This is a genomic window from Streptodolium elevatio, assembly GCF_053592165.1.
In genome coordinates this window covers 42,155-67,571 of the sequence record NZ_JBSFVE010000018.1, presented here as the reverse complement: position 1 = coordinate 67,571, position 25,417 = coordinate 42,155, and the positions used below count along the sequence as shown (strand labels likewise).

Sequence of the window (25,417 nt, the reverse complement as noted above, 5' to 3'; positions counted from 1 at the left end):
CTGTTTCACCGCTCCCTGCGCGGCAGGATCCGCGCGAACGCACGGCGGACCGCCCCGGGACCCTGGGCCGCGAGCTGCTTCTGTGCTCCCGGTTCGGTACGGGCGAACGAGAGCAGCATTCCCACGGCGAACATGGTCGGAAGCAAGGCGGAGCCTCCGTAGGACACCAACGGCAAGGGCACACCGGCGATCGGCAGGAGACCGAGCACCGCACCGATGTTGATCGTGGCCTGGGCCGTGATCCACGCGGTGGCGCCCCCCGCGGCAAGCCGTACGAAGGGGTCCTTCGTGCGGCCTGCGACGCGGATACCCGCATAGCCTAGGGCCGCGAAGAGGGTGAGTACCGACAGCGTCCCCACCAGTCCCAGTTCCTCGCCGATGACGGCGAAGATGAAGTCGGTGTGGGCTTCGGGAAGGGTGCCCCATTTCTCATAGCTCGTCCCGATTCCGCTGCCGAACAACCCGCCGGTCGACAGCGCGTAGATGCCGTGGGCGGCCTGGAGGGTTTCACCCTGGGGATCGGAGAACGGGTCGAGGAACGAGCCGAAGCGGGCCGCCCGGTGCGGCTTCATGAGCACGAAGACGGTCGTCAGCAGCGCCGCGGCACCCAGCGCGAGGACGAACAGCCGGCCGGGCGCCCCGGCCACCCACAGCAGTGCCAGCACGACCACCGTGATGATCATCGCGGTGCCCATGTCGCCGCCCATCATCACCAGGCCGAGCACCAGCAGCGCGCCGGGGAACAGCGGGATGAACAGGTGCCGCCACTGGCCGAGCAGCCGCTGCTTGCGGGTGAGCAGGTCGGCGCCCCACAGTACGAGGCCGAGCTTGGCGAACTCGGACGGCTGGATCTGGAACACGCCGCCGAGCGCGATCCAGTTGCGGTTGCCGTTGACCTCCATGCCGATCCCGGGCACCAGCACCAGGCACAGCGCACCGATCGCGCCCAGCAGCAGCGGGTACGCGAGCATGCGGTACGCCCGCACCGGCAGCCGCGCGCCCAGCCACATCAGCGGCAGCCCGATGCCGATCGCGATCGCCTGCTTGAGGAAGACCGCGCTGAAGTCGCCGTACGTGACCCGCGAGAAGATCTGCGATGCGGACAGCACCATGACCAGGCCGAGCACCGACAGCAGCAACCCGGCGCCGAGCAGCAGGTAGTACGACGCGAGCGGCCGGTCCAGGGCCTGCCGGATGTCGCGCATCCGCGACCGCTCCGGTCCACGGCTGCCGGACCCGCGGGCGGCCGGCACGGCGGCGGCCGCGCGCGCTCTCCCCCACCACGCGGCGGGCCTCTGCGCGCTCTTGCGTGCCTCCTTCGTCGCCCCGGGCATGGTGGGCCGCCCCGTCAGGAAACGTCGCCGGAGAGCCTGTGCACCGCCTCGGCGAACGCGTCGCCGCGCGCACCGTAGTTGCTGAACATGTCCATCGAGGCACACGCCGGGGCGAGGAGCACGGTGTCCCCCGGACGGGCCAGTTCCGCCGCCTTGCGCACCACGAGATCCATGGCCCCAGTGTCGGTCGCGTCGACCTCGGAGACCGGGACATCGGGGGCGTGTCGCGCCAGTGCGTCGCGGATCACAGCGCGGTCGGCGCCCAGCAGCACGACGCCGCGCAGGTGGTCGCGGGCGCCCGCGACGAGTTCGTCGAAGGACGCGCCCTTGGCCAGGCCGCCCGCGATCCACACCGTCGACGGATACGCCGCGAGCGACGCGGCCGCCGCGTGCCCGTTGGTGGCCTTGGAGTCGTCGATGTACGTGACGTCCTCGACGGTGGCGACGTGGGCGATGCGGTGCGCGTCGGGGCGGAAGGCCCGCAGGCCCTCGCGCACCGCCTCGGGATCGACGCCGTACGCCCGGGCGAGCGCGGCGGCGGCCAGCGCGTTGGCGACGTTGTGCGGCGCGGCCGGCACGACGTCGGCGACCTGGGCCAGTTCGGCGGCCTCCGTGCGGGGGTCGGCCACGAACGCCCGGTCGACGAGCAGGTCCTCCACGACACCGAAGCCGCTCGGGCCGGGTGCGCCGAGGCCGAAGCCGATCGCCCGGCAGCCTTCGGTGACGTCGGCCTCGCGGACCAGTTCCTCGGTCGCGGGGTCGGCGAGGTTGTAGACGCAGGCGACCTCCGCGCCGGCGAAGATCCGGCCCTTGTCGGCGGCGTAGGCCTCCGGGGAGCCGTGCCAGTCCAGGTGGTCCGGGGCGATGTTGAGGACGGCCGCGGCGCGCATGCGCGGGGCGCGGGAGCCCTCCTGCCACGGGCTGAGCCAGTGGAGCTGGAAGCTGGACAGTTCGAGGGCGAGGACGTCGTACGCCTGGCCGCCCCGCTCGTCGCGGGCCAGCACGGCGTCCAGCACCGGCGTCCCGACGTTGCCGACCGCCTCGGCGCGCAGCCCGGCCGCGGCCAGGATGCTCGCGAGCATGCGCACGGTGGTGGTCTTGCCGTTGGTGCCGGTGATGGCGAGCCAGGGGGCGGCGCCTTCGCGGGGGCGCACCCGCCAGGCGAGTTCGACGTCGCCCCACACCGGGATCCCGGCCTTCGCGGCGGCGGCGAACAGCGGCGCGTCCGGGCGCATGCCGGGCGACGTCACGACGACGTCGACGCCGTCGGGCAACGTCGTGTCGTCGCCGAGGCGCACGGTCGCGCCGATCGCGGTCAGGTCCGCGGCCCGGGAGCGCGCGTGCTCGTCGTCCGCACCGTCCACCACCACGACCCGGGCGCCGAGTTCGCGCAGCGCACGGGCGGCCGAGGCGCCCGAGATCCCGGCGCCCACGACGCAGGCGGACAGCTCGCCCCACGGGGCGTCCAGGTGGTCGAACGCGCCGAGGTCGGGCGCCGTCGCACGGTGGCCCGGCACGGGGCGTTCGTCTGTCATCCGGCGGTCACCCGTCACTTGGCCGTCACCCAGCCCGCATAAAAGATGCCGATGCCGAGGATCACGCAGAGGCCCGCGATGATCCAGAAGCGAACGACGATGAGTACTTCGGGCCAGCCTTTCAGCTCGAAGTGGTGTTGCAGCGGAGCCATGCGGAAGACACGCTTGCCGGTCATCTTGAAGAAGCCGACCTGGATGATGACGGACAGCGAGATGATCAGGAACAGGCCGCCCAGCAGCGCGGACAACAGCTCGGTCTGGGTGCAGATCGCCAGGCCCGCGAGCGCGCCGCCGAGGGCGAGGGAGCCGGTGTCGCCCATGAAGATCTTGGCGGGCGAGGTGTTCCACCACAGGAAGCCGAAGCAGGAGCCCATCATCGCGGCGGCCACGATCGCGAGGTCGAGCGGGTCGCGTACGTCGTAGCACGCGGCACTGGCCGACGCCTCGAACGCGCAGCTCTGGCCGTGCTGCCACACGCCGATGAAGGTGTACGCGCCGAACACGATCACCGACGCGCCGGTGGCGAGTCCGTCGAGGCCGTCGGTGAGGTTGACGCCGTTCGAGTGGCCGGCGATCAGGATGTACGCCCACACCACGAAGAACACCGGCGTCAGGTCGAGCGCGGTGTCGGTGACGAAGGACAGGTTCGTCGACGCGGGCTCGAAGCCGCGGTCGTTGGGGAACTGCAGGGCCAGGATCGCGAACGAGATGCCGACGAACGACTGGCCCGCGAGCTTGGCCTTGGCGCGCAGGCCCAGGCTGCGCTGCTTGACGATCTTGATGAAGTCGTCGACGAAGCCGACGAGTCCGAGGCCGGCCATCAGGTAGAGCACCAGGATCGCCGACGCGGTCGGCCGTTCCAGGGTGATGGCCTTGGCCCCCGCGTACCCCAGGAGCGCGGCCAGGATGATGACCGCACCGCCCATGGTCGGGGTGCCGCGCTTGCTGTGGTGGCCCTGCGGGCCGTCGTCCCGGATCAGCTGGCCGTAGCCGCGCTTGACCAGGATGCGAATCGCGAGCGGTGTGCCGATGAGCGACAGCACCAGGGCGATTCCACCGGAGAGCAGAACCGCCCTCACCGGCGCACCTCCCCGGCGGCCGCCGCGTCGTGCACGCCGCCCGTGCCGCCTGCCCCGCCCGCGCCGTCCGCTCCGTCGTCCAGCAGGGCGAGGGCGACGCGCTCCAGCGCCGCACCGCGCGACGCCTTCACCAGCACGACGTCGCCCGCGCGCAGCTCGGACCGCAGCAGGTCGACGGCCGCCTGCGTGTCGGGTACCAACACCGACTCCTCACCCCAAGAACCCTCGTTCTTCGCCGCAATGTCCATCCATGCGGCCTCCCTGCCCCCTACCGCCACCAGGCGGCCGATGTTCAGCCGCACCGCGAGGCGGCCGATCGCGTCGTGCTCGGCCAGCGAGGCGTCCCCCAGTTCGCGCATCTCCCCGAGCACCGCCCATGTGCGGCGGCCGCCCGCCATCGCCGCGAGCGCCTTGAGCGCGGCACGCATCGAGTCGGGGTTGGCGTTGTACGCGTCGTTGACCACCGTCACGCCGTCGGCGCGCTCGGTCACTTCCATGCGCCAGCGCGACACCGATCCGGCCTCGCCGAGCGCGGTCGCGATTTCGCCGACGCCCATGCCCAACTCGCGTGCCACCGCCGCGCAGGCGAGGGCGTTGGCCACGTGGTGCTCACCGTACAGGCGCAAGATCACCGGCGCATCGCCGTCCGGTGTGCGGAGTGTGAAGGAGGCGCGTCCGGCGGGGTCGAGTCGTACGTCTTGGGCGCGGATGTCCGCACTCGCCCCTTCGCCGAAGAACACCACGCGAGCGCGCGTGCGTTCGGCCATCGCGCGCACCAGCGGGTCGTCGGCGTTGAGCACCGCGACGCCGTCGGCCGGCAGGGCCTCGACGAGTTCGCCCTTGGCCTTGGCGATCGTCGCGCGGTCGCCGAACTCGCCCAGGTGGGCGGTCCCGACGTTGAGCACGACACCGATGCGCGGCGGTACGACGCCGCACAGGTAGGCGATGTGGCCCACCCCGCGCGCTCCCATCTCCAAGACCAGGTGACGGGTGGCCAGTTCGGCGGACAGCGCGGTCAGCGGCAGTCCGATCTCGTTGTTGAACGAGCCGGGCGGCGCGATGGTCTCGCCGGCGTGCGCGATCACCTGGGCGATCAGGTCCTTGGTGCTGGTCTTGCCGGACGAGCCGGTGATGCCGACCACGGCGGTCTGCGGCAGGCGGTCGGTGACGTGCCGGGCGAGGCGTCCCAGCGCCTCGACGACCGCGCCGGTCCCGTCGGCCGCGGTGTCGCCCGCGGTCTCCGCCACGATGATCGAGGGCACGCCGGTCTCGCGGGTCGCGAGCACCGCGACGGCACCGTCGCGCACCGCGGCCTCGGCGAAATCGTGGCCGTCGGCGTGCTCGCCGACCACCGCCGCGAACAACGAACCGGGGGTCACCCGGCGCGAGTCGACGACCACCTCGGCGGTGATCAGCGCCTCGGGGTCCGCGCCCCCGGCAAGCCGCCCGCCGACGGCCGCGGCGGCGTCGGCGAGTGTCGTGGCAATCACTGTTGGGTCTCCTCAAGCGGCGACACAGACGGCGCCACGGCGCGGTCGCCCGCGGCGGCGTGCGCCGCGCGATCGGTGGTCGGGGCGGAATCGGTGCGCGGTGTGCGTCCGGCGGTCGGGGCCGGGTCGGTGGTCGGAGCGTAGGTGGTCGGAGCGGCCCCGCCGGGCTGTGCCTCGCTGCGCGGGGCGGCCTCGCCGGGCGGGTCGGCGTCGATCCTCCCACCGGCCCCCGGTGCCGGATCGGGCGCCCCGGAGGCGGCACTTCCGGACGCCCCGTCAGCTGGGGTGGAAGGAGCGGCAGGATCGGCGGGACCGATGCCGGGGCGGACGCTCCCGCCGGGCCGGGGGCCGCGGTCGCGGTCGAGTCGGCGGCGCAGGGCCGCCCGCAGTTCGACGCGGTCGTCGAACGGGCGCACCTCGTCGCCGATCTTCTGCCCCTGCTCGTGGCCCTTGCCGGCGACCACCACGACGTCGCCGGGGCCGGCGTGCTCCACGGCCCACGCGATCGCGGTGGCCCGGTCCGGCTCGACCACGAGTTCGCCGTGCGGCTCGGCGACCGCCGAGACGCCCTCGACCATCTCGCCGAGGATCGCCAGCGGGTTCTCCGAACGGGGGTTGTCGCTGGTCAGGACGGCGACGTCGGCGAGGCGTACGGCGGCCGCACCCATCAGCGGACGCTTGCCGCGGTCCCGGTCGCCGCCGCAGCCGAGCACCGCGAACAGCCGGTTCGCGGTGACCTCGCGCAGCGCGCCGAGCAGCGTCTCGACGGCGTCCGGCGTGTGCGCGAAGTCGACGACGGCGGTGAACGGGGCGTCCTCGTCGACGCGTTCCATGCGGCCGGGCACGCCGGGCACGCCGGCGACCCCGGCGACCGCGACGTCCAGCGGGATCCCGGCGGTGACGAGGGTGACGACCGCCAGCGCGGCGTTGGCGACGTTGAACGGGCCGGGGAGGCGTACCGACGCATCCGCCTTCACGCCGTCCGGGCCGACCAGGCGGAAGCGGCTGCCGTCCGGGCCCAGCTCGGTGTCCTCGACCCGCCAGTCCGCGTCGCGGGTGCCGGAAGGGGACACCGTCGTGATCGGGATCGCGGGCGCCTCCGCGATGCGGCGGCCGTACGCGTCGTCGACGTCGACCACGCCCGCCTTCGCCCGCTGCGGCGTGAACAGGTCGGCCTTCGCCCGGAAGTACTCCTCCATCGTGCCGTGGAAGTCCAGGTGGTCCTGCGTCAGGTTGGTGAACAGCGCGACGTCGAACACCGTGCCGTCCACGCGGCCCATCGCGAGAGCGTGGCTGGAGACCTCCATCGACGCGGCGGTCACGCCCTTCTCCGCCATGACCCCGAACAGCGCCTGGAGGTCGGGGGCCTCGGGCGTCGTCATGGAGCTGGCCACCACCGCGTCGCCGATCCGGGTCTCGACCGTGCCGATCAGGCCCGTGGTGTGGCCGCCGGCGCGCAGGCCGCCGTCGAGCAGGTAGGCGGTGGTCGTCTTGCCGTTGGTGCCGGTGACCCCGAAGAGGGTCAGCGCGCCACCCGGATGGTCGTAGACCCATGCGGCCACCTCGCCCAGCCGGGCGCGCGGGTCGGCGACCACGAGCACCGGCAGGCCGGTCGCGCGGGCCCGGTCGGCGCCGTCCGGGTCGGTCAGCACGGCCGCGGCGCCGAGGCCCGCCGCCTGCGCGGCAAACTCGGCGCCGTGCGCGCGGGTGCCGGGCAGAGCCGCGTACAGGTCGCCCGGGCGTACGGCACGGGAGTCGTGCGTCACACCGGTGAGTGCGGTCTCCCCGGCCGTCCCCGCCGGGCCGGCGGCCGCCCCCAGGAGGTCGTACAGGCCGGACAGCGGTCGCGGGCGCACACGGGCGGGACGGCGGAGAACTCGATCGGGCACGGCGGTGAGGCTACCTGCTTTTGCGGGCTGTCGAAGCACGCCGGGCGCGCCCCCGGGAGCGGCGTCGGGAGCCGTCACGGCTTCCACTCCACGGGAATGTCCGGCGACTTCGTGCCGGCGGGCGGGATCTTGCGGGTCTGGAGTGCGAACGACATGACGTCCTTGAAGACGGGCGCGCACAGGGTGCCGCCCCACTTGCCGTTGACCGGTGCCTGGATGGTCACCGACACCACGATCTGCGGGTTCTCGGCGGGTGCGAAGCCGATGAACGACGAGGTGTAGCCGTTGTAGCCGCCGACCTTCGGGTCCACCCGGTTGGCCGTGCCGGTCTTGCCGGCGACGCGGTAGCCGGGGATCTGCGCCTTGTTGCCGGTGCCCTCGTCGTCGGCGACGACGGACTCCATCATGTCGGCGACCATCCGCGCGGTCTCGGGGCTGACGACCTCGGTACGCCCGGGCGCGGGCGCGGGCCGGACCTTGCCGTCGGGACCGGTGGTGCCCTTCACGAGCGTCGGGTTGATGCGTACGCCGCCATTGGCGATGGTCTGGAACACGCTCGTGGCCTGCAGCGAGTTGAGCGAGAGGCCCTGGCCGAACGGGATCGTGTACTGCTGCGCGCCGTCCCACTTCTGCGGTGGCGGCAGCAGGCCCGCGGTCTCGCCCGGGAACCCGATCCCGCTCTTGGAGCCCATGCCGAACTTGCGCAGGTACTCGTCGAGTTTCGCGTTGGCGGCCGCCTGGTTCGGCCCGAGCTTCTCGGCGGCGAGGATCGTGCCGATGTTGCTCGACTTGGCCAGCACGCCGTTGAGCGTCAGGTACCAGGTGCCGTGGTCGACGTCGTCGTGGAAGACCCGGTCCGCGCGCGGCAGGGTGCCGGGGACGACGACCTGCGTCTCGGGGCCGGCCTTGCCCTCCTGGATGACCGCGGCCATGGTCATGACCTTGCTGGTGCTGCCGGGCTCGTAGGCCTCCTGCATCGGGCGGTTGCCCATGTCGGCGGCGTTGGCGGCACCGAGGTTGTTAGGGTCGAATCCGGGGGCGGTGGCCATCGCGAGGACTTCGCCCGACTTCACGTCCTGCACGACGACGGTGCCGCTCTCGGCGCCGGCTTCGGCGACCTTCCGCGCGATCATCTGCTCGGCGTACCACTGGATGTTCCGGTCTATGGTCAGCTGCACGGTGTCGCCGGAGACGGCGTCCTTGCCCTTCTTCCCGGCGGTGGGAATCTGCCGGCCGAGCGAGTTCTCGTACGTCACGCTGCCGTCGCGTCCGGCGAGCTGCTTGTCGAGGGCGAGTTCGAGGCCGCCGGCGCCCTTGTCGGAGGCGTTGACGAATCCGACGAGATTCGCGGCGACCGAACCCGCGGGATATACGCGCTTGCTGTGCGGGCTGGCGTAAATGCCGACGAGGTCGTCGCGCTTCTCGTCGGACAGTTTCTTCTGCGCTTCCTTGACCTTCGTCCACACGGCGGGGTCGACCTGCTTGGCGAGGACCACGTAGCGGGATTTCGGGGTGCGCAGTTGTTCCTCGATTTTGACGGGGTCGCCGGCGACGATCGGCGCGAGCGCGAGAGCCGTTGCCGTGGGGTTGTACTGCTGGACCTGGGTCGGGTCGGCGGTGATGTCGTACGCGTCGACCGATGACGCGAGGGTCACGCCGTTCGCGTCCACAATGGCTCCGCGATCGGCTGGCAACCGAACGGTTTGCATGCGCAGGCTGTTTGCGTCCGCGGCGTACGCGGAGGCGTCGAGCGCCTGCAACTGGACAATGCGGCCCACAAACAAGGTGAGCACGACGCCGAGCCCGATCAGGCCGAACCGCAGGCGCCGTTTCGGGTCGCCGAGGCGCAGTGTGCGCACGCGGACGGGTCCGCGGCGGACTTCGCGCGGTACATCGCGCTGCGACTCCCGGAGAGTTTCCCGGCGGACTTCGCGCCGCACCGGGGGACGGCGTTCGGCACCGGCCCCGGCAGCGCCGACGGCACCGGGCCGTACGACGCGGCGGGGGCGGCCGTCAGGGGTTGCCGGAGGGACGCTGCGCAGCCTCGGCCGCCGGGGACCGTCGGGGGCGACCGGAGAGCCGTCACCGCGCACCACACGCCTGCGCGCAGCGCCTTCGGCGCGAGCGGGGTCACCGGGCGGACGCCGGAAGCCGCGGTCGTCGGCGGGGCGGCGCCCACGCGGCCCGCCCGCGCGCCCGTCGTCGGCGAACCGGCGGCCACGCGGGTCACCCGGCCGCCCGTCGCGGGCACGGCGTGCGTCCTCAGCCCGGGCGCGCTCACGGTCGATCGAACGCCCGTGCTGATCAAGGTCGTTGGTGTCGGCGGCGCGAGGGTCGGCCGGGCGCCCGTCCTCTCGGCGCACAGGCGGTTCGCCGCGGCTGCCGGTCCGCCGGCCGTCCGTGCGTCCTGCGTCGGGGGGGCCGCCTTCCGGTGCGCGCCGGGGACCGCCAGGGCGGCCCTCGCGCCGGTCGGCGCCCTCACCGCGACCGCTCGAGCGGCCGTCGCGGGCAAACCGGCGACGCGGGTCACCCGAACGCCGCTCCTCCGGACCGCCGTTCCCGTCGCGTCCGGTCGTACCGCGGCCGTTCGCGCCGCGGGCACCTGGTGTCGGCCTGGGGGCGCCGGGCTCACGCGCCTGGCCGGCCTGCCGGTCCTCCCGCGCGGCGTCGGAACCGCCCGCGCGCCTGGGGTCGTCGGGACGGCGTACCCGGGCACGGTCGTCGCGCCCATCCGGACGGCCCTCGCGACCGCCGGCCCGCCGGTCGTCCGGCAGGCGCGGACGGCCCGGCGATGCCCCACGCGGCTCGCGCTCCCCCGCGTCACGTCGGCTCTCGCGTCGCTCGGCGCCCTCACCGCGACCGCTCGTGCTCCCGCCGCGCTCCCCGTCACGGGGACGCGGTCGCCTGACGCGGCGATCCCCGTCCCGGCGTGGGTCCCCGTCCCGGCGTGGGTCGCCGCCGCGGTCCGTCGGGAGATCCGATGGGCGGTCCGTCGAAGTGCCGGGCCGGTCACGGTCGTCGGCGGCTCCCGCGTCGCGGGACGCGCCGTCGCGCGGAAGCGGTCGCCCGCCGCGCACGCGCCTCTCGGCACCGCGATCCGTTCCGTCGGTGCCGCCGAGGAGGCGGCGCGCCCACGCCCCCGCGCCGGAGGCCGCCGGGCGGCCGCCTGCGGGGCGGGCGGGACGCCGCGGCGTGCCGTCCGGCCGGCGCTCCGCGTCCCGCGCGTCACCGCGCGGCTCGTCGTCCCCGTCGCGCCCACGCCCGTCTTGCATCTCGCCTCTCCCGACCTCACCGGCAGTCCGCCACGCACCAACCAACGCCCCCGAGCCCGGCGTCCGCCACCCGACGCGCCGTCCCGCGCGCACATCTCACGCACGCCGCACGTGCGACGACGCGCGGTTGCCGCGGCGTGCCGAGCCGTCGAGGACCGTCACGCCCCGCGGCCGGACGCCGGTTCCGGGCGGGCCGCAACGTACTCCGATCGGAGCCGTACCGGCCCCGCCCCGAGCACGGGGCCGGTGGGCTCCTTCACCGCCGTGGCCCTGGACCACGGCGCGCATTGGGGTGGCCGCGGGTTCGTCCCGGAGCACGGTCCGAGCGCGGCGGTCTGCTGCTCTAACGATGCGGTTGGGCCTGACCGGTGGCCCCGGCCTGCGGACCGGCGGCGGGCGCCTGGCCGGTGGCCTGCGGAGTCGTCTGCGGTGTCGCCTGCGGAGTCGCCTGCGGGACGGCGGGCGGCGCGGTCCCGGTGGCCGGCACGGCGCCCGGCGTCGTGGCCGCGGGTGCCGGGCTCACGCCCGGCAGCACGGCGGGCGGCGGCACCAGGGTCGGGGTCGGCCGCGGCGACGCGGGCTTGGGCGAGCCGAGCACCTGTCCGGTCACCGGGTCGATGAAGACCGGGGTGGTACCGGGCACCATGCCCAGTTCCTCCGCCTTGCGGGCCAACTCGCCGGGGGCGGACACCGCCTCCAGTTCGCGGCGCAGCGCCTGCTCCTCGTCGCTGAGGCGGGCGTTCTGCTTCTTGAGCCGGGACTGCTCGAACGAGCCCTGGTTGAGCGCGGTGTTGAGCAGCAGCAGGCCGAGCAGGCCGCCGCCGAGCAGCAGCACCATGAGCAGCACGAAGGGCGTGCGCGATGTGGGCGCGCGCGAGGAGTCCCGTACGGCGGCGCTGTCCGACCGGTCGCTCGTCAAGAATCCTCCCGTACGCGCTCGGCGGCCCGCAGCCGCGCCGACGCCGCACGCGGGTTCTGCCGGACCTCCTCCTCGGTCGCACCTTCGGAAGCGCGGGTGAGGAGCTTCAGGGTGGGCTTCAGTTCGTCGGGCACGACCGGCAGGTCCGGCGGCGCCTTGCTGGTCGCGCCCACGGCCAGGGCCCGCTTGGTCATGCGGTCCTCGAGCGAGTGGTACGACAGCACGACGATCCGGCCGCCGACGGCCAGCGCCGCGATCGCGGCGGGCAGCGCGCGCTCCAGGACCGGGAGTTCCTCGTTGACCTCGATGCGCAGTGCCTGGAAGGTGCGCTTGGCCGGGTTGCCGCCGGTGCGCCGGGTGGCCGCCGGGATGGCGTTGCGTACCAGGTCGACCAGGCGGGCGCTGTCGGTGAACGGCTCCCGCTCGCGCTCGCGCACGACGGTGTCGGCGATCCTGCGGGCGAACCGCTCCTCGCCGTAGACCTTGAGGATCCGGGCGAGGTCCGCCGCCGGGTAGGTGTTGAGCACCTCGGCCGCGGTGATGCCCCGGGTGGGGTCCATGCGCATGTCGAGCGGGGCGTCCTGGGCGTAGGCGAACCCCCGCTCCGCCTCGTCCAGTTGCAGCGACGAGACGCCGAGGTCGAACAGGATGCCGTGGATGCGCGGCACGCCGAGCCGGGTCAGCACCGCCGGGAGCTCGTCGTACACCGCGTGCACGGGGGTGAAGCGCTCGCCGAACGGGGCGAGGCGGCGGCCCGCCCGGGCCAGGGCCTCGGGGTCGCGGTCGAGACCGATCAGCCGCGCCTCGGGGAACCGGGTGAGCAGGGCCTCGCTGTGGCCGCCCATGCCGAGCGTGGCGTCGACGACGACCGCGCCGGGCCGGTCGGCCAGCGCCGGGGCGAGCAGGTTGACGCAGCGGTCGAGGAGGACGGGGACGTGCGCGTGGCCGCCCTGGTCGGGTGCTCCCGCCGCCGTGGAGGCTCCCGCGGCTCCCGAAGAGGACGAGGTACCGCCGGGCGCTGCGGGAGGCTTGGCGGTCGCGTTCATCTCGACCCTTTCGGTGGTGCTGCCGCCGTCGGGGCGGCGGGCTCGGGTGCCGCCGGGCCCGGCGGCGCGCGGTCGGAGTGCCGCGGGGCAAGACTGCCACGGATGGCGCGCGGCGCCGGGGAGGTCCGGACCGTACGTACCGTCAGGTCCCCGCCCGCTCGTCTGGGGAAGTGACGTTCTGGCACCGGGGAAGGAGTGCCAGAAAGCTCGGAGCGGGTGGAGACCTCACGGCACGTCCGTCAGGACAGCACCTCCTCGGAGAGCTCGGCGAACGAGTCCTCCTGCTCTTCCAGGTAGACGCGCCACGCCTCGGCGTCCCAGATCTCCACCCGGGCGCCCGCTCCGATCACGACGCACTCGCGTCCCAGGCCCGCGTATGCACGAAGCGCCGGGGGGACCAGGACGCGGCCCTGCTTGTCCGGGACCTCATCGGAGGCGCCCGCGAAGAACACCCGCATGTAGTCCCGGTGGGCTTTGGAGGCCAGCGGGGCTTCGCGCAGTTGCTCGGTGATGCGCTCGAACTCGGGGAGGGGCCACACATAGAGGCAGCGCTCCTGCCCCTTGGTGATCACTAGGCCCTCCGCCAATTCGTCACGGAACTTCGCCGGAAGGATCAGCCGACCCTTCTCGTCCAACCGGGGCTCGTAGGTGCCCAAGAACACAGGGCACCTCCGCACCGTTCGAGTTCTTGCTTTCTCACGGCCCCATTTCCCGCCACTCTACTCCACCAAACCCCACGGTCAACCCTCAGCGGACCCGCCACACGCCCCCCAGTGGCCACAAAAGCGCAGGTCGGAGGGGGTGGGGCAAAGTGGAGGGCGCGTACGACCGACTCGCACGCGCCCCCTGCGTCCGAGTGGTGCCGGCCGCCCGCCCCTCGCCCACCCCCGCCGGTCCGGAGCGCGCGCGGTTCACCGCGCGGATCGGGATCGCGCTCTTCTCGTGAGGTACCGGTAACACGGCGTCGCTAGCTTGTTGACCATGACCGACACAGACACCCCGCCGATGAACGCCGACAGCAAGCGGCGATTCAACGAAGTCGTCGACGGCCTGGTGGCCAAGAACGCCCGTTATGCCGCTGATTACACCGATCCCGGAATGTCCGCCCGGCCCGTGCAGCGGGTGGCCGTCGTCACCTGCATGGACGCCCGCCTGGACATCCACGAGCTGCTCGGCCTCGAACTCGGCGACATCCACATCATCCGCAACGCGGGCGGTGTGGTCACCGACGATGTGATCCGCTCCCTCACCATCAGCCAACGGCACCTCGGCACCCAGGCCGTCGTGCTCATCCACCACACCGGTTGCGGCATGCTCACGGTCACCGAGGATTTCCGGGTGGAGCTGGAGGTCGACACCGGCATACGTCCCTCGTGGGCGGTCGAGGCCTTCGCGGACCTCGACGGCGACGTTCGTCAGTCCATGAACCGGGTACGTACTTCACCGTTCCTTCTGTGCGCCGACAACGTGCGCGGCTTCGTGTACGACGTGCACACCGGTCTGCTGCGTGAGGTCCCCGCCGTCGCGGAAGCTCCCGACCCCGCCGCGGCGACGCCGATCGTGGCCGGGAATCCCCCCGACCTCATGTCCGGTGCCCCGAAGGTGCAACCGAACCGACCGGGATCCGACTCCTAAGCCCCGAGGCTGATTGGGTGCATTGGCCGGCCGTCCGGAAACGATCACTCGACCGAGTGACACGAACGGCCGTTCACCTGTGACAATCGGCCTGTGGTCCCGTCTCGACGGCGGGGCGTCATGGGGCAGGGAGGGCACGGGTGTCGACGTTCAACGATCAGGCCGGTCTCAAGGAGCTGGCGGCTACCGCCGCGCGCATCCGAGGGGCCATGGAGAGCGTGATCGAAGGCAAGCCCGAGGTGGTGAGGCTGGCACTGACCGTGCTGCTCGCCGAGGGCCACCTGCTGGTCGAGGACGTACCGGGTGTCGGGAAGACGATGCTCGCGAAATCCCTGGCCCGCTCGGTCGACTGTACGGTCCGGCGCGTGCAGTTCACGCCGGACCTGCTGCCTTCGGACATCACGGGCGTCAGCGTCTACGACCAGGAGCGGCGCGAGTTCGAGTTCAAGCCGGGCGCGATCTTCGCGAACATCGTGATCGGCGACGAGATCAACCGGGCCTCGCCGAAGACCCAGTCGGCGCTGCTGGAGTCGATGGCCGAACACCAGGTGACCGTCGACGGCACGACATACGAGCTGCAGGCCCCCTTCATGGTCATCGCCACCCAGAACCCGGTGGAGATGGAGGGGACGTACCCGCTGCCCGAGGCGCAGCGGGACCGTTTCATGGCCCGCGTGTCGATGGGTTACCCGTCGCCCGAGGCCGAGCTCGAGATGCTCGGCGTGCACGGGGCCGGCTCGCCGCTCGGCGCGCTCGACCCGGTCGCCGACGCACGGGACATCGTGAAGCTGATCGAGGCCGTGCGCGAGGTGCACGTCTCCCCCGGCGTCGCGCGCTACTCGGTGGACCTGGTCAACGCCACCCGCAACTCCCCCGAACTTCGCCTGGGTGCGTCGCCGCGTGCGACCCTGCACCTGGTGCGGGCCGCCAAGGCCGCCGCGGCCCTGGACAACCGCGGGTACGTGCTGCCGGACGACCTGCAGGCGCTCGCGGTGCCGGTGCTGGCACACCGCCTCCTGCCCACCGCCGAGGCCCAGATGTCGCGGCGCTCGGCCGAGCAGGTCGTACGCGACATCGTGCGCTCGGTCCCGGTGCCCGGGGCGCCCGGCCAGTCGGCGCCCGCCGCCTCGCCCGCACCGCAGCAGCACAACCAGTACCAGCCGCAGGCGCAGTCCCAGCCGCATGGACAGCCGCAGCACGCCCAGCAGCCCTACGGTCCCCCGCCGAGCGCGTACGCGACCCGGCAGCAGCAGTCCTACCCGGGGTCGACCCCGCAGGGCGGCCCGTACGGCGCGCCCGGCGGCCCGTTCTACGGCAACGGCCACGGCCCGGCGCGCTGACATGCGTACCGCCCTGTCCGGGCTGACCACCCGGGGACGCTCCTTCCTCGCGGCGGGCATCGCCGCGGCGGTCTGCGCGGTGGTCCTCGGCCAGCGCGACCTGCTCCGCGTGGGCTTCCTGCTGGCCGCGCTGCCGCTGGTCGCCGTCCTGGTGGTGGCGCGCACGCGGCACCTGGTCACCAGCACGCGCGGCCTCGAGCCCGCACGCGTCGCGGCGGGCCACGAGTCCCAGGTGCGGCTTCGCGTCGACAACGTGTCGCGCATCCCGACCGGGCTGCTGATGCTCGAGGACCACGTGCCCTACGTGCTGGGCTCGCGCCCCCGGTTCGTGCTCGACCGCATCGAGCCGCACGGCTACCGGCAGGTCGCCTACCGCGTCCGGTCCGATCTGCGCGGCAAGTTCACGGTCGGCCCGCTGCGGCTGCGGCTGGCCGACCCGTTCGGCATGTGCGAGCTGACGCGCTCGTTCGCGGCCCGGGACACCCTCGTGGTGACGCCGGTCGTGCAGCAGCTTCCGGCCGTCGACCTGGGCGGCGAGTGGACCGGGTACGGTGACGGCAACTCCCGCAGCCTGGCCTCGGCCGGCGAGGAGGACGTCGTCCCGCGCGAGTACCGGCACGGCGACGACGTGCGCCGCGTGCACTGGCGCTCGACCGCGCGCCGCGGCGAGCTGATGGTCCGCCGCGAGGAGCAGTCGTGGCAGAACCAGGCGACGCTGCTGCTCGACACCAGGCTGTCGGTACACCGGGGTGAGGGCCCCTCGTCGTCGTTCGAGTGGGCGGTCTCCACCGCCGCGTCGATCGGCGTGCACCTGTGCCGGCGCGGCTACACGACCCACCTGATCGCCGCCGACGGTCGCCGGCTCGCCGGGCCGCCCGAGGGACTGCGCACCGCCCCCGCCGAAACCGAGAGCTTCCTGCTGGACGCGCTCGCCGTGGTCGACGCCAAGCACACCGAATCGCTGGACGGCGCCGAGATGACGCTGCGTCAGCCCGGCGGCGAGGGCATGGCGGTCGCCGTTCTTGCCAATCTGACCGAGGACGACACCCGCCGCCTCGCGCGGGCCCGCAGCACCGCCGGGCGCGGCCTGGCCATCGTCCTGGACACCGCCGCGTGGGAGTCCGTCCCGATGCCGGGCGCGCTGCCGCACGAGGTGGCGGTGGGCATGCTGCGCCAGGCCGGATGGCGCGTCCTGCCCGCCTCGGCGGCGACGCGCCTGCCGGACCTGTGGCGCGGCGCGGGCCGCTCGTCCGAATCGCCCGTACGCGGCGCCTCCTTCGGCACCTACGGTACGTCCCTGTCCGGATCGGAGTACCGCGCATGACCGGCCGCCTGCGGATGGCCGTCGCCGCCGCACTCGCCACCGCCCTCACCGCGTCGTCGCTGCTGCCCCTGGTCAACAAGGGCGAGTGGATCGGCCAGTCGATCGGCGCGATCGTCATGGTCGCGGTGACCGGGGAAGTGGTCCGGCGCCTGTCGGTGCCGCGCCCGTTCATCGGCGTGATCCAACTGGTCATGCTGATCCCGTACCTGCTGGTGGTGCTGGTCCCCGACGTCGCGGGGCCGCTGCCGACGCCCGACGCGTTGCGTGCGTACGGCGAGCTGCTCGGGACCGGCGGCGACGACATACAGAGCTTCGCGCCGCCGGTGCCCGCCACCGACGGCATCGGCGCGATCCTGGTGACGGTGGTCGCGGGCGTCGCCGTCATGGTCGACACGATCGCGGTGACGTACGCCCAGGCCGCGCCCGCCGGGCTCCCGCTGCTCGCGCTCTACAGCGTGCCCGCCGCACTCGCCGAATCCGGCCTCGGCTGGACGGTGTTCCTGCTGTCCGGCCTCGCGTACATCATCCTGCTGCTCGCCGAGGGCCGCGAACGCCTGCTGCGCTGGGGGCGGCCCCTGGTGCCGCCGGGCATGCGCGGTCCCGAGTCCGGGTCGCCGCGGCCCTGGGCGCGCGGCGGCGGACGCATCGGCCTGGCGACCCTGGCCGTCGCCGTCGCGGTGCCCGCGATCGTGCCGATGACCGCGAACCGCCTCGCGGACCGCGACTCGGGCGGCGGCAAGGACCGGCTCACGACGATCAATCCGATCGTGGACCTGCAGGACGAACTCAACCGGCCGGAGAACGTCGACGTCCTCAGCTACACGACGAACTCGCCCAACCCCAGGGGCTTCTACCTGCGGCTGGCGGCCCTGGACATGTTCGACGGGAACGCCTGGAAACCGACCGGGCAGACGCTCACCGAAGTGCCGCGCGGGCCGTTCCCCACCCCGCAGGGGCTGAACGCAGCGATCAAGGCCGACACGGTCACCACGACCGTGAAGGTCGAGAAGAACTTCCGCCAGACCTCGCTGCCGATGCCGTACGCCGCCTCCGCGGTCGACGTCAAGGGCAAGTGGCGCTACGAGCACGAGGGCCGGCTGCTCTACGGCGATGACGGCCAGACGGTGTCGAACCTGAAGTACCAGGTCACCAGCCTGGACATCAAGCCGACCGAGGAGCAGCTGCGCAACGCGGGCGGGGCGCCTCCCTCGATGAACCGCTACCGCGACGTGCCCTCCGAGGTGGAGAACGTGCTCGGTCCGATCGCGCAGCGGGTCGCAGGGCGCGGGCAGACCGCGTTCGACAAGGCCGTGCTGCTGGAGAAGTGGTTCACGGAGTCCGGCGAGTTCACCTACGACACGAAGGTCCCGCCTGGGACCGGTGCGTTCGCCCTCGAGAACTTCATGAAGAACAAGGTCGGCTACTGCGAGCAGTTCGCGTCGGCGATGGCGGTCATGGCCCGCATCCTCGGCATCCCGGCGCGCGTCGCGGTGGGCTTCGTCCCGGGCAACTTCGTCGGCGACAACACGTACCGGGTCGGCAGCCACGACGCACACGCCTGGCCCGAGCTGTACTTCCAGGGCGCGGGCTGGGTGCGGTTCGAGCCGACGCCGGCGCGCGGCACCACGCCCGACTACTCGCGCGTGCAGCCGGCGCCGAGCGCGAGCACACAGGCCCCCACGACCGCGCCGACCGAGAGCAGTTCCGCCCCCGCACCCGAGCAGTCGGAGCGGTGCCGCATGGACGACTGCCCGTCCGAGTCGTCGAGTGCGGCGCCGGTGGCGGCGAAGGACGACGACAACACGTGGCTGTCCGGGCTGCTGATCGGCACCGGCATCGCCGTCGTCGTGCTGCTGGTGCTCGCCGCCCCCATGCTGCTGCGGCAACGCGTGCGCAGACGAAGGCTCACCGCGCTGAGCCGGGACGCGGCCGCCGACGGGGTGGCCCGAGAACCCGGGGACGCGGTGCTCGGGGCCTGGTACGAAGTCCTGGACACCGCACGGGACCTGGGCATCCGTACCGAGGACCACGAGACGCCGCGCCAGTTGACGGTGCGGCTGCTGGAGGCGATCCCCGAGGACGCCACGCAGGCCTGGGAGGCGCTGCCGCGCATCGCGCTCGCCGCCGAGCAGATCATGTACGCCCCGGAGGCGCCGCAGCGGACCGTCGGCCTCGCCGAGGACGTACGCGTGGTGCGGGCGACGCTGCTCGCGTCCACGACCCGGGGCACCCGGTTCCGCGCGGCGGTTCTCCCGGCCTCGGCGTTCCGCCGCCCGGAGTCCGGCCCGCTGGACCGGTTGCGCAACGGGCGGGACGCGGAGCCGGAGCCGGGCGCGGCCCCGGGGTGACGCGGTCGGCTGACGGCTGAGGGTGTGTCGGAGGCGGTGTGCCGGGACCGGTATTCGGTCCCGGCACACCGCCTCTTCGCACCGGTCGGGCAGGTGCGTGCCTGGTGAGTGCCCGGTCAACGCCCTTTCCGTGCCTGGTCCGTGTCTCGCAGGTGCCTTCCAGGTGTCTCCGACATGGCCGCGTCGGCGCCTTTTCGCCGCCGCAGCCGCGCGCCATACACCTGCATTGTGGGGCATCCAGGGGTGAATTTCGGCGCCAAGCCGGGCTCTTCGCGCACCCAGCGCATGTTTCGCGTTTGGGGGAAGTCACTCACTGCTTGAGCAGTATCCCCGTACGGTGACCATGAAGGCGTAACGCAGGCGGAATCACCAGCCTCACACCGGGGGGATGCCTCGTGGCCCGCGTCTACCAGGCCGTACTCCACGGATCCGGCGAGCACTTGGGCCGGGCACTGCGCCGCAGCTTCGCGGCGGCATCCGGCGTGCCGGACGACGGCTCCACCGCGCTGCGGCACTTCGCCGACGGCGAGTCCGTCACGCTGGACGAAGGACCCACCTGCGGCCGCTACACGGTCGGCGGGCTGTCGGCGTTATGGGGCCCGTCGTCGCCCACCCCGCCCGCGGCGTCGACGCCGTCCCCGCCGACGGCTTGGGCCGTCGTCGCCGTGGACGCGGCGGCCGTCGAGGCCGCGGACCTGTCCCGGGCCGTGGCCACTGTGTCCGGACTCCTCGACGCGGAACGGGCGTTCGACGGCGCCATCCCGTTGGAGACGTCGCCGCTGGACGTGGACACCGACCACGTCGCCGAACTGCTCGGCCGACTGCTAGACCCCCGGCGCCGCGTGCCGATCGTGGTGCTGAGCACGGACGAGCACCAGGCTTCGCTGCCCGCGAGCCACGCCGCCTACCTCGCCCGCCGCCTGGCGGGAACCGCAGTGGTGGCCCGGCTCTGCGACAAGGTGGCGCAGGACCGCCTGAACGCCGCGCTGGGGCCCGGCTTCGGTGTCTACGGGGGTGCGCTGCGCACGTACCTCGCCGAGTTCGACCCCACCACGGAGGACTATCCGCAACGGCATCCGGTCCGCAGCGGATCCGCACTCCGGGACCTCGGCAGGCGCGCGCTCGACGTCGTGGTCACCGGCGTCACGGGTGACGGCGTACGCAGGCCGCTGCCACCGGACGCGCGCCGGGGCATGCGCCTGGTCCCGCAGATCCTCGACCGCGGGCTCGACTGGCCCGATGTGGTCGTCCATCCCGGAACACCGCCGGGGCGCACGACCAGCGCACCGACCCGCTCGGCAGCGCCGACCCCACCGCCACCCCCTGCCCTGGTGCGGCGGCACCTCGAACCGGTTGCGGATGCGGATGCGGGTGCAGGTGGGGACAAGGCGGGAGGTCCGGGTACGGGGGCGGGGTCGGGCCCGGGTGCCGCCTCCGCCGCCGCCGGGACCTGCGTACCGCTCCGCCCCGGCGACCTGGCAGCCTTGGCCGCCCGGAACACCACAGCCCGCCCCACCGGCGCGGCACGAGCGGCACCGGAGGCCCCGCACTCCCCGCAGGCCGGGCACGGGCATCCGGGACGCCCCACGCTCCCCTCCCAAGCGGCCAAGGTGAACGGCAGTTCAGCCGCGCACACGCCCCCCGGCCCCGACCCCGCCCGCGCCGACGACCCACGCCCGGTTCCCGGCGAACCCGCCTCGGGGTCCGGGACGGCGGCGGTGCCCGGCCCTTCGCGGACTCCCGGGTCTCCCGTACCCGCACCGCCCGCCGCCTGGGTCGCCGAGGTGGCACGGCAGGTGGTCGGCGAACTGGCCCAGGCCACCGAGGCCAGGAAGGCCCTCGCAGAACTCGCCGAACTCGTCCGCGACCTGCGCGGAGTCGCCGACTCGCTGGGCGTGCCCCGGCGCGACGCGGCCGAGTCCGAGGCACTGGCCGCCGAGTTGGCGCGACTGCGGTACGACTACGACCTCCTCGTCCTGCAGTACGAGGAACTGGCCGAGGAGTCGCGGCGCTCCGACGACCGCATCCGCCGTCTCGACGGCCTGCTCGCGGAACGCCCCCTCGACGCGGCGCCCGTCAACGACATGTGGATACCGGAGTGCCTAGCAGACGTGCTGCTCCGCGCCCGGGCCGAACTCCCGCACGTGAGCCTCCCCCACGCGCTCGACGCGGGCGCCTCCGCCCTCGACAAGGGAGAGCCGGGGCACACCCGGGTGTGGGCGGGCGCGGCGTGGGACGCCCTGCGCGCGCTCAACGCGTACGCCGCCGCCCGGTCGGCCAACACCTTCCGCGGAGGTTTCCGCGACTGGTGCCGCAATCCACCGCACGGCGCCTACGCGCTCTCCCCCAAGAAGTTCGCGATGAAGGAGTCCGACGCCGTGGCGGGCCGCGCCAAGTTCCGCCGCGCCCGGACCTTCCCGGTGCCTCCCGAAGTCGCCCCTGAGCAGGTGGTCTTCATGGAGGCGCACGTCAAGCTCCGGGGCATCGGCAACCCGGCCCCCCGCATGCACTTCCACGACGACGCGGCGGGTGTCACCGGCCGAATCCACATCGGCTACCTCGGCCATCACCTGGACAACACCCGGACGAACTGACCGTACGGTCGGCGGCCGTACGGTCAGCGGCACTGCGGGCGGCGGCACTGCGGGCGGCGGCCGAGGCCCCGGGACCACGTCGACCGCCGCCCGGACACACCCCGCTCAGCCCACGCGGCTACCGGCGCCGGCACCGCCGGTGCCGGTACAGGCGCCGGTGCCCGCGTAGTGCTCGGCGATGTCGTCGCTTGTCGTCAGCCACACACCTTCGTGGTTCGCCACGTACTCCAGCGCTTCGTCCAGGTACTTGTGCCGGAAGGCCTGGCCGATGACGAACGGGTGCAGCGCCAGGGCCATCACGCGTCCGCTGTCGGCCGAGTCCTCGTACAGTTGGTCCAGTTGGTCCTTGACGATCCGGACGAACTCCGGTCCGCTCGTGCTCTTTCCGACGAAGAGGCTGATGTCGTTGAGCTCCACGGAGTACGGCACGCTCAGCATCCCGGGCACGTTCAGCCGGTAGGGCTGGTCGTCGTTCGTCCAGTCCAGGACGTAGTCCAGCCCCAGTTCGGCGAGCAGTTCCGGGGTGTTGAACGTCTCGGTCAGCGCCGGTCCCATCCAACCGCGCGGCCGCCTCCCGGTGGCCCGCTCGATGGTGCCGACCACGTCGGCGAGGTAGGCGCGTTCCTCGTCCCGGGTCATGTCCGCCTGGAAGACCGAGTTGTTCTTGCCGTGCGCGAGCCACACCCAGTCCCGTTCGCGCCCGGCCTCGATGATGCGCGGATAGCGCTCCGCGACATCGGAGTTCAGCAGCACGCTCGCGCGGATCCCGTGCCGGTCGAGGCTCTGGGCCACCCGCCAGATGCCCACCCGGGGCCCGTAGTCCCGCCAGCCGTAGTTCAGCGGGTCCGGGGTCAGCCCCGCGGTCCCGGCGAACGTGCTGGTCGAAGGGCGGTCGATCCGGTAGTGCTCGACGTTGAGTCCGACATAGAAGGCGACGCGGGCACCGCCCGGCCACCGGACCGCCGCACGGTCGACGATCGCGCTGTAGTCGTAGAGCCGGTTGTCCATCGGGGCGCTCCTCACGTAGGCGACGCACCTGCCGCACGGCTGTCCGCCGGGGCCTGTGGTGCTGTTCCCTGTACGCTCGAACCATCACATCTATGTGAGGGTCAAAGCGGGACGGGCGTGAGGTGGGTCACATGCGGATCGGCGAGCTGTCGGAGCGTACCGGCACGTCGCGCCGCCTGCTGCGGTACTACGAGGAGCAGGGGCTGATCGTGGCCGACCGCACCCCCAACGGCTACCGCGACTACGACGACCGCTACGTCGACCGGGTCGTCCAGATCAGGGGCCTGCTCGACGCCGGGCTGCCGACCCGGATCATCAAGCAGATCCTGCCCTGTCTCGACAAGCCGCGGGCCATCTACTTCCCGGACGCGACCCCGGAGATGCTGGCCACCCTGGAACACGAACTCGACCGCATGACCGAGCGGATCCGCTGCCTGTCCCGCAACCGGGACGCGGTGGCCGAGTACCTGGACGCGGTCCGCGCCTACGATCCCGCGGAAGCGGAAGCGGCACCCGACCCGGCGGGAGCGACACCGGCACCGGACCGGGCAACGGCAGTGGCCGACGGATGAGTTGACCACCTCGGGCAGCACCAAGCCGGGCCTCCGTCCAGCGGAGAACCCGGCTTCGTGGCAGTACGTATGAGCCTGTCAGGACGGCACGTCGGACGTGCGCCCGAGCGTGTCAGGCTTGTTCGTCGCGGCGGCGCTTCCAGCGCTCCTCGATGCGGTTCATCATCTTGGCGCGGCGCGGGCGCGGTGCCCGTCCCGTGCTCCCCGAGCCGCCTTCCGCCTGCGCCTGCCCCGGCGAACGGCGCCAGCCGGTGACGGCGAGCACGGCACCCGTGAGCATCAGCAGGAAGCCGACGACACTGATCCAGATTGCCGGCAGCATGACGCCGGTCATGAGCAGAACGAGGCCGACGACGAAACCGGCGATCGCCCAGCCCGTCCGACGCCGGGTATGCGTGCGCATGCCGGCACCCTCGAGCGCTGTCGCGAACTTGGGGTCTTCGGCGTACAGCGCTCGCTCCATCTGCTCGAGCAAGCGCTGCTCGTGCTCTGAGAGCGGCACGGCGTCCTCCTTCGTCGGCCGCGAGGCGACCGGTGCGGCCCTTTCAGGATAGGCAGGTAACCGCCATCGTGAAAGCCACCCGCGAAAGACGACTCGGCCACATCTGCCGCCATGTCGACTTGCGTACGCGGGTGACGTCTCCGTCGACGACGGGTTCCCCACCTTCCCCATGCATTCCCTGTCCGGTGCGCGGTCATGTCAGATCGATACGACCGAGCGGCGGGAGCTGAACAGGGGTGCGGCGACCGGCGTACGGACACCGGCCGCTTCCAGGATGATATGCGTCCCCGACCATTCCCACACCGCTGACGAACGTGATCAGCCGCGGGTTCCCGGCGGTCGGCCGGACGATCCGCCGAGCAGGCTCGCGGGCGCCAGCGCCTGGCCGCCGAAACGGTCCCGCACGGCGTCGGCGGCGCGTTCCACCTCCGCCCAGCCCCGGGCCCGTTCGCCGAGCACCATCTGACGGGGGCGGTCGCCGTCGACCAGGTGCTCCATGCGCACCCCGACCAGGCGCAGGCGGGCCCGTTCGAGTCCGAGGCCGGCGTGCAGGGCGCATGCGGTCGTGTAGATCTCGCGGCCCACGTCGGTCGCCTCGCGCAGGGTCTTCGACCTGGTCAACGTGGTGAAGTCGGAGAAGCGCACCTTGATGGAGACGGTACGGCCGGCCAGCCCGGCGGCGCGCAGGCGGGCACCGGTGCGGGTGGCGAGGCGGAGCAGCGCGCGGCGTACGACCTCGGGGTCGTCGACGTCCGCGGGGAAGGTCTCCTCGTGGCCCATGCTGCGCTCGGGTTCGGACGGAACCACCGGGCGCTCGTCGCGTCCCCAGGCCAGCGCGTGCAGAGTGCGGCCCGCGGCTTGGCCCAGGGCCCGGCAGAGCGTCGCACGCGGGGTGTGGGCGATATCACCCACGGTGTGCAGTCCCAGGCGGGTCAGGACGGCTTCGGTGCGTTCTCCCACCCCCCACAGCCGGGAGACCGGGAGGGGGTGCAGGAAGACGACGGCCTCGTGGTCGTGGACCAGGCAGAGACCGTCCGGCTTGACGGTGGCACCGGCCAGCTTGGCGACGAACTTCGTGCCCGCGACACCGACCGAACAGGTGATGCCCTGCTCGTCGGCGATGCGGGCGCGGATCATCTCGCCGACGCGCACCGGGTCGCCGCCGAGGCGGCGCAGCGAGCCGCCGAGGTCGAGGAACGCCTCGTCGAGGGAGAGCGGTTCGACGGTCGGGGTGATCGAGCGCAGCATCGCCATGACGTTGTCGGACACGCGCGCGTACTCGTCGTGGTCGGGCGGGAGGTAGACGGCCTGCGGGCAGAGGCGACGGGCGCGGCCGACCGGCTGGCCCGCGTGCACGCCGTACGCGCGGACGTCGTGCGTCGCGGACAACACGACCCCGCGCGCGCCCAGCGCCCCGACGACGACGGGCCGCCCGGCCAGTTCGGGACGGCGGCGGATCTCGACGGACGCGTAGAAGGCGTCCATGTCGACGTGCATCACGGTGGGCGGGGTGGTGGGGTCGGAGGTCAT

16 protein-coding genes and 2 pseudogenes are annotated in these 25,417 nt (G+C 73.0%); 6 read left to right on the top strand and 12 right to left on the bottom strand.

Annotation, left to right across the window (positions count from 1 at the left end; translation table 11 throughout):
- Positions 1–5: 5 nt before the first annotated feature.
- The 9 genes and pseudogenes from ftsW to mraZ form a co-directional block, all read right to left on the bottom strand.
- Positions 6–1,334, bottom strand: coding sequence for a putative lipid II flippase FtsW (gene ftsW / locus ACWD12_RS28920; RefSeq protein WP_450102043.1), 1,329 nt, complete (start codon positions 1,332–1,334; stop codon positions 6–8).
- A 14-nt stretch (positions 1,335–1,348) separates the two neighbouring features.
- On the bottom strand, positions 1,349–2,869 hold the full coding sequence (gene murD, locus ACWD12_RS28915; protein WP_450102042.1) for a UDP-N-acetylmuramoyl-L-alanine--D-glutamate ligase: 1,521 nt from the start codon (positions 2,867–2,869) through the stop codon (positions 1,349–1,351).
- Positions 2,870–2,883: 14 nt separating this feature from the next.
- The gene (mraY, locus tag ACWD12_RS28910; protein WP_358350613.1) at positions 2,884–3,948 is read right to left on the bottom strand and encodes a phospho-N-acetylmuramoyl-pentapeptide-transferase; all 1,065 of its coding nucleotides are present in this window, start codon (positions 3,946–3,948) and stop codon (positions 2,884–2,886) included.
- On the bottom strand, positions 3,945–5,438 hold the full coding sequence (locus tag ACWD12_RS28905; protein ID WP_450102041.1) for a UDP-N-acetylmuramoyl-tripeptide--D-alanyl-D-alanine ligase: 1,494 nt from the start codon (positions 5,436–5,438) through the stop codon (positions 3,945–3,947). Before ACWD12_RS28905 ends, mraY begins: the two co-directional genes overlap by 4 nt.
- A gap of 353 nt (positions 5,439–5,791) precedes the next feature.
- Positions 5,792–7,366, bottom strand: a pseudogene (locus ACWD12_RS28900) (UDP-N-acetylmuramoyl-L-alanyl-D-glutamate--2,6-diaminopimelate ligase); the annotation flags it as partial.
- Between the two features lie 35 nt (positions 7,367–7,401).
- Entirely contained in the window at positions 7,402–9,186 is a 1,785-nt protein-coding gene (locus tag ACWD12_RS28895; RefSeq protein ID WP_450102040.1) for a peptidoglycan D,D-transpeptidase FtsI family protein, read from the bottom strand.
- Between the two features lie 1,756 nt (positions 9,187–10,942).
- Entirely contained in the window at positions 10,943–11,518 is a 576-nt protein-coding gene (locus ACWD12_RS28890; RefSeq protein ID WP_450102039.1) for a hypothetical protein, read from the bottom strand.
- A complete protein-coding gene (rsmH, locus tag ACWD12_RS28885; protein ID WP_450102038.1) occupies positions 11,515–12,564 on the bottom strand; it encodes a 16S rRNA (cytosine(1402)-N(4))-methyltransferase RsmH in 1,050 nt (349 codons plus the stop codon). The genes ACWD12_RS28890 and rsmH overlap by 4 nt, the downstream gene beginning before the upstream one ends.
- Positions 12,565–12,803: 239 nt before the next feature.
- Entirely contained in the window at positions 12,804–13,226 is a 423-nt protein-coding gene (mraZ, locus tag ACWD12_RS28880; RefSeq protein ID WP_358350629.1) for a division/cell wall cluster transcriptional repressor MraZ, read from the bottom strand.
- A gap of 319 nt (positions 13,227–13,545) precedes the next feature.
- On the opposite strand from mraZ, the pseudogene ACWD12_RS28875 reads away from it, so the two are divergent.
- The 5 genes and pseudogenes from ACWD12_RS28875 to ACWD12_RS28855 form a co-directional block, all read left to right on the top strand.
- Positions 13,546–14,079, top strand: a pseudogene (locus tag ACWD12_RS28875) (beta-class carbonic anhydrase); the annotation flags it as partial.
- Between the two features lie 260 nt (positions 14,080–14,339).
- The gene (locus ACWD12_RS28870; RefSeq protein WP_450102037.1) at positions 14,340–15,539 is read left to right on the top strand and encodes an AAA family ATPase; all 1,200 of its coding nucleotides are present in this window, start codon (positions 14,340–14,342) and stop codon (positions 15,537–15,539) included.
- Between the two features lies 1 nt (position 15,540).
- Entirely contained in the window at positions 15,541–16,863 is a 1,323-nt protein-coding gene (locus ACWD12_RS28865) for a DUF58 domain-containing protein (protein WP_358350634.1), read from the top strand.
- Positions 16,860–19,211 carry a transglutaminase TgpA family protein gene (locus ACWD12_RS28860; RefSeq protein ID WP_450102036.1) on the top strand — a complete coding sequence of 784 codons (2,352 nt, stop codon included), beginning with the start codon at positions 16,860–16,862 and terminating at the stop codon, positions 19,209–19,211. The genes ACWD12_RS28865 and ACWD12_RS28860 overlap by 4 nt, the downstream gene beginning before the upstream one ends.
- A gap of 395 nt (positions 19,212–19,606) precedes the next feature.
- Positions 19,607–21,805 (top strand): hypothetical protein, encoded by a 2,199-nt coding sequence (locus ACWD12_RS28855; protein ID WP_450102035.1) that lies wholly within the window; start codon positions 19,607–19,609, stop codon positions 21,803–21,805.
- A 105-nt stretch (positions 21,806–21,910) separates the two neighbouring features.
- On the opposite strand, the gene ACWD12_RS28850 is transcribed toward ACWD12_RS28855, so the two are convergent.
- Positions 21,911–22,813 (bottom strand): polysaccharide deacetylase family protein, encoded by a 903-nt coding sequence (locus tag ACWD12_RS28850; RefSeq protein WP_450102034.1) that lies wholly within the window; start codon positions 22,811–22,813, stop codon positions 21,911–21,913.
- A gap of 131 nt (positions 22,814–22,944) precedes the next feature.
- Here ACWD12_RS28850 and ACWD12_RS28845 point away from each other — a divergent pair, with 131 nt between their 5' ends.
- A complete protein-coding gene (locus tag ACWD12_RS28845) occupies positions 22,945–23,385 on the top strand; it encodes a MerR family transcriptional regulator (protein ID WP_450102033.1) in 441 nt (146 codons plus the stop codon).
- A gap of 112 nt (positions 23,386–23,497) precedes the next feature.
- Here ACWD12_RS28845 and ACWD12_RS28840 read toward each other — a convergent pair whose 3' ends face one another.
- Positions 23,498–23,887, bottom strand: coding sequence for a DUF3040 domain-containing protein (locus ACWD12_RS28840; RefSeq protein ID WP_358350649.1), 390 nt, complete (start codon positions 23,885–23,887; stop codon positions 23,498–23,500).
- 318 nt (positions 23,888–24,205) lie between these two features.
- Complete coding sequence (gene dinB / locus ACWD12_RS28835; RefSeq protein ID WP_450102032.1) at positions 24,206–25,417, bottom strand: DNA polymerase IV; 1,212 nt, start codon at positions 25,415–25,417, stop codon at positions 24,206–24,208.

Excerpts from the sequence above, each read along its gene's own strand:
- ftsW (WP_450102043.1), bottom strand. The coding sequence starts at position 1,334 with ATGCCCGGGGCGACGAAGGAGGCACGCAAGAGCGCGCAGAGGCCCGCC.
- murD (WP_450102042.1), bottom strand. The coding sequence starts at position 2,869 with ATGACAGACGAACGCCCCGTGCCGGGCCACCGTGCGACGGCGCCCGAC.
- rsmH (WP_450102038.1), bottom strand. The coding sequence starts at position 12,564 with ATGAACGCGACCGCCAAGCCTCCCGCAGCGCCCGGCGGTACCTCGTCC.
- ACWD12_RS28865 (WP_358350634.1), top strand. The coding sequence starts at position 15,541 with ATGCGTACCGCCCTGTCCGGGCTGACCACCCGGGGACGCTCCTTCCTC.
- ACWD12_RS28860 (WP_450102036.1), top strand. The coding sequence starts at position 16,860 with ATGACCGGCCGCCTGCGGATGGCCGTCGCCGCCGCACTCGCCACCGCC.
- ACWD12_RS28850 (WP_450102034.1), bottom strand. The coding sequence starts at position 22,813 with ATGGACAACCGGCTCTACGACTACAGCGCGATCGTCGACCGTGCGGCG.
- ACWD12_RS28845 (WP_450102033.1), top strand. The coding sequence starts at position 22,945 with ATGCGGATCGGCGAGCTGTCGGAGCGTACCGGCACGTCGCGCCGCCTG.
- dinB (WP_450102032.1), bottom strand. The coding sequence starts at position 25,417 with ATGACCTCCGACCCCACCACCCCGCCCACCGTGATGCACGTCGACATG.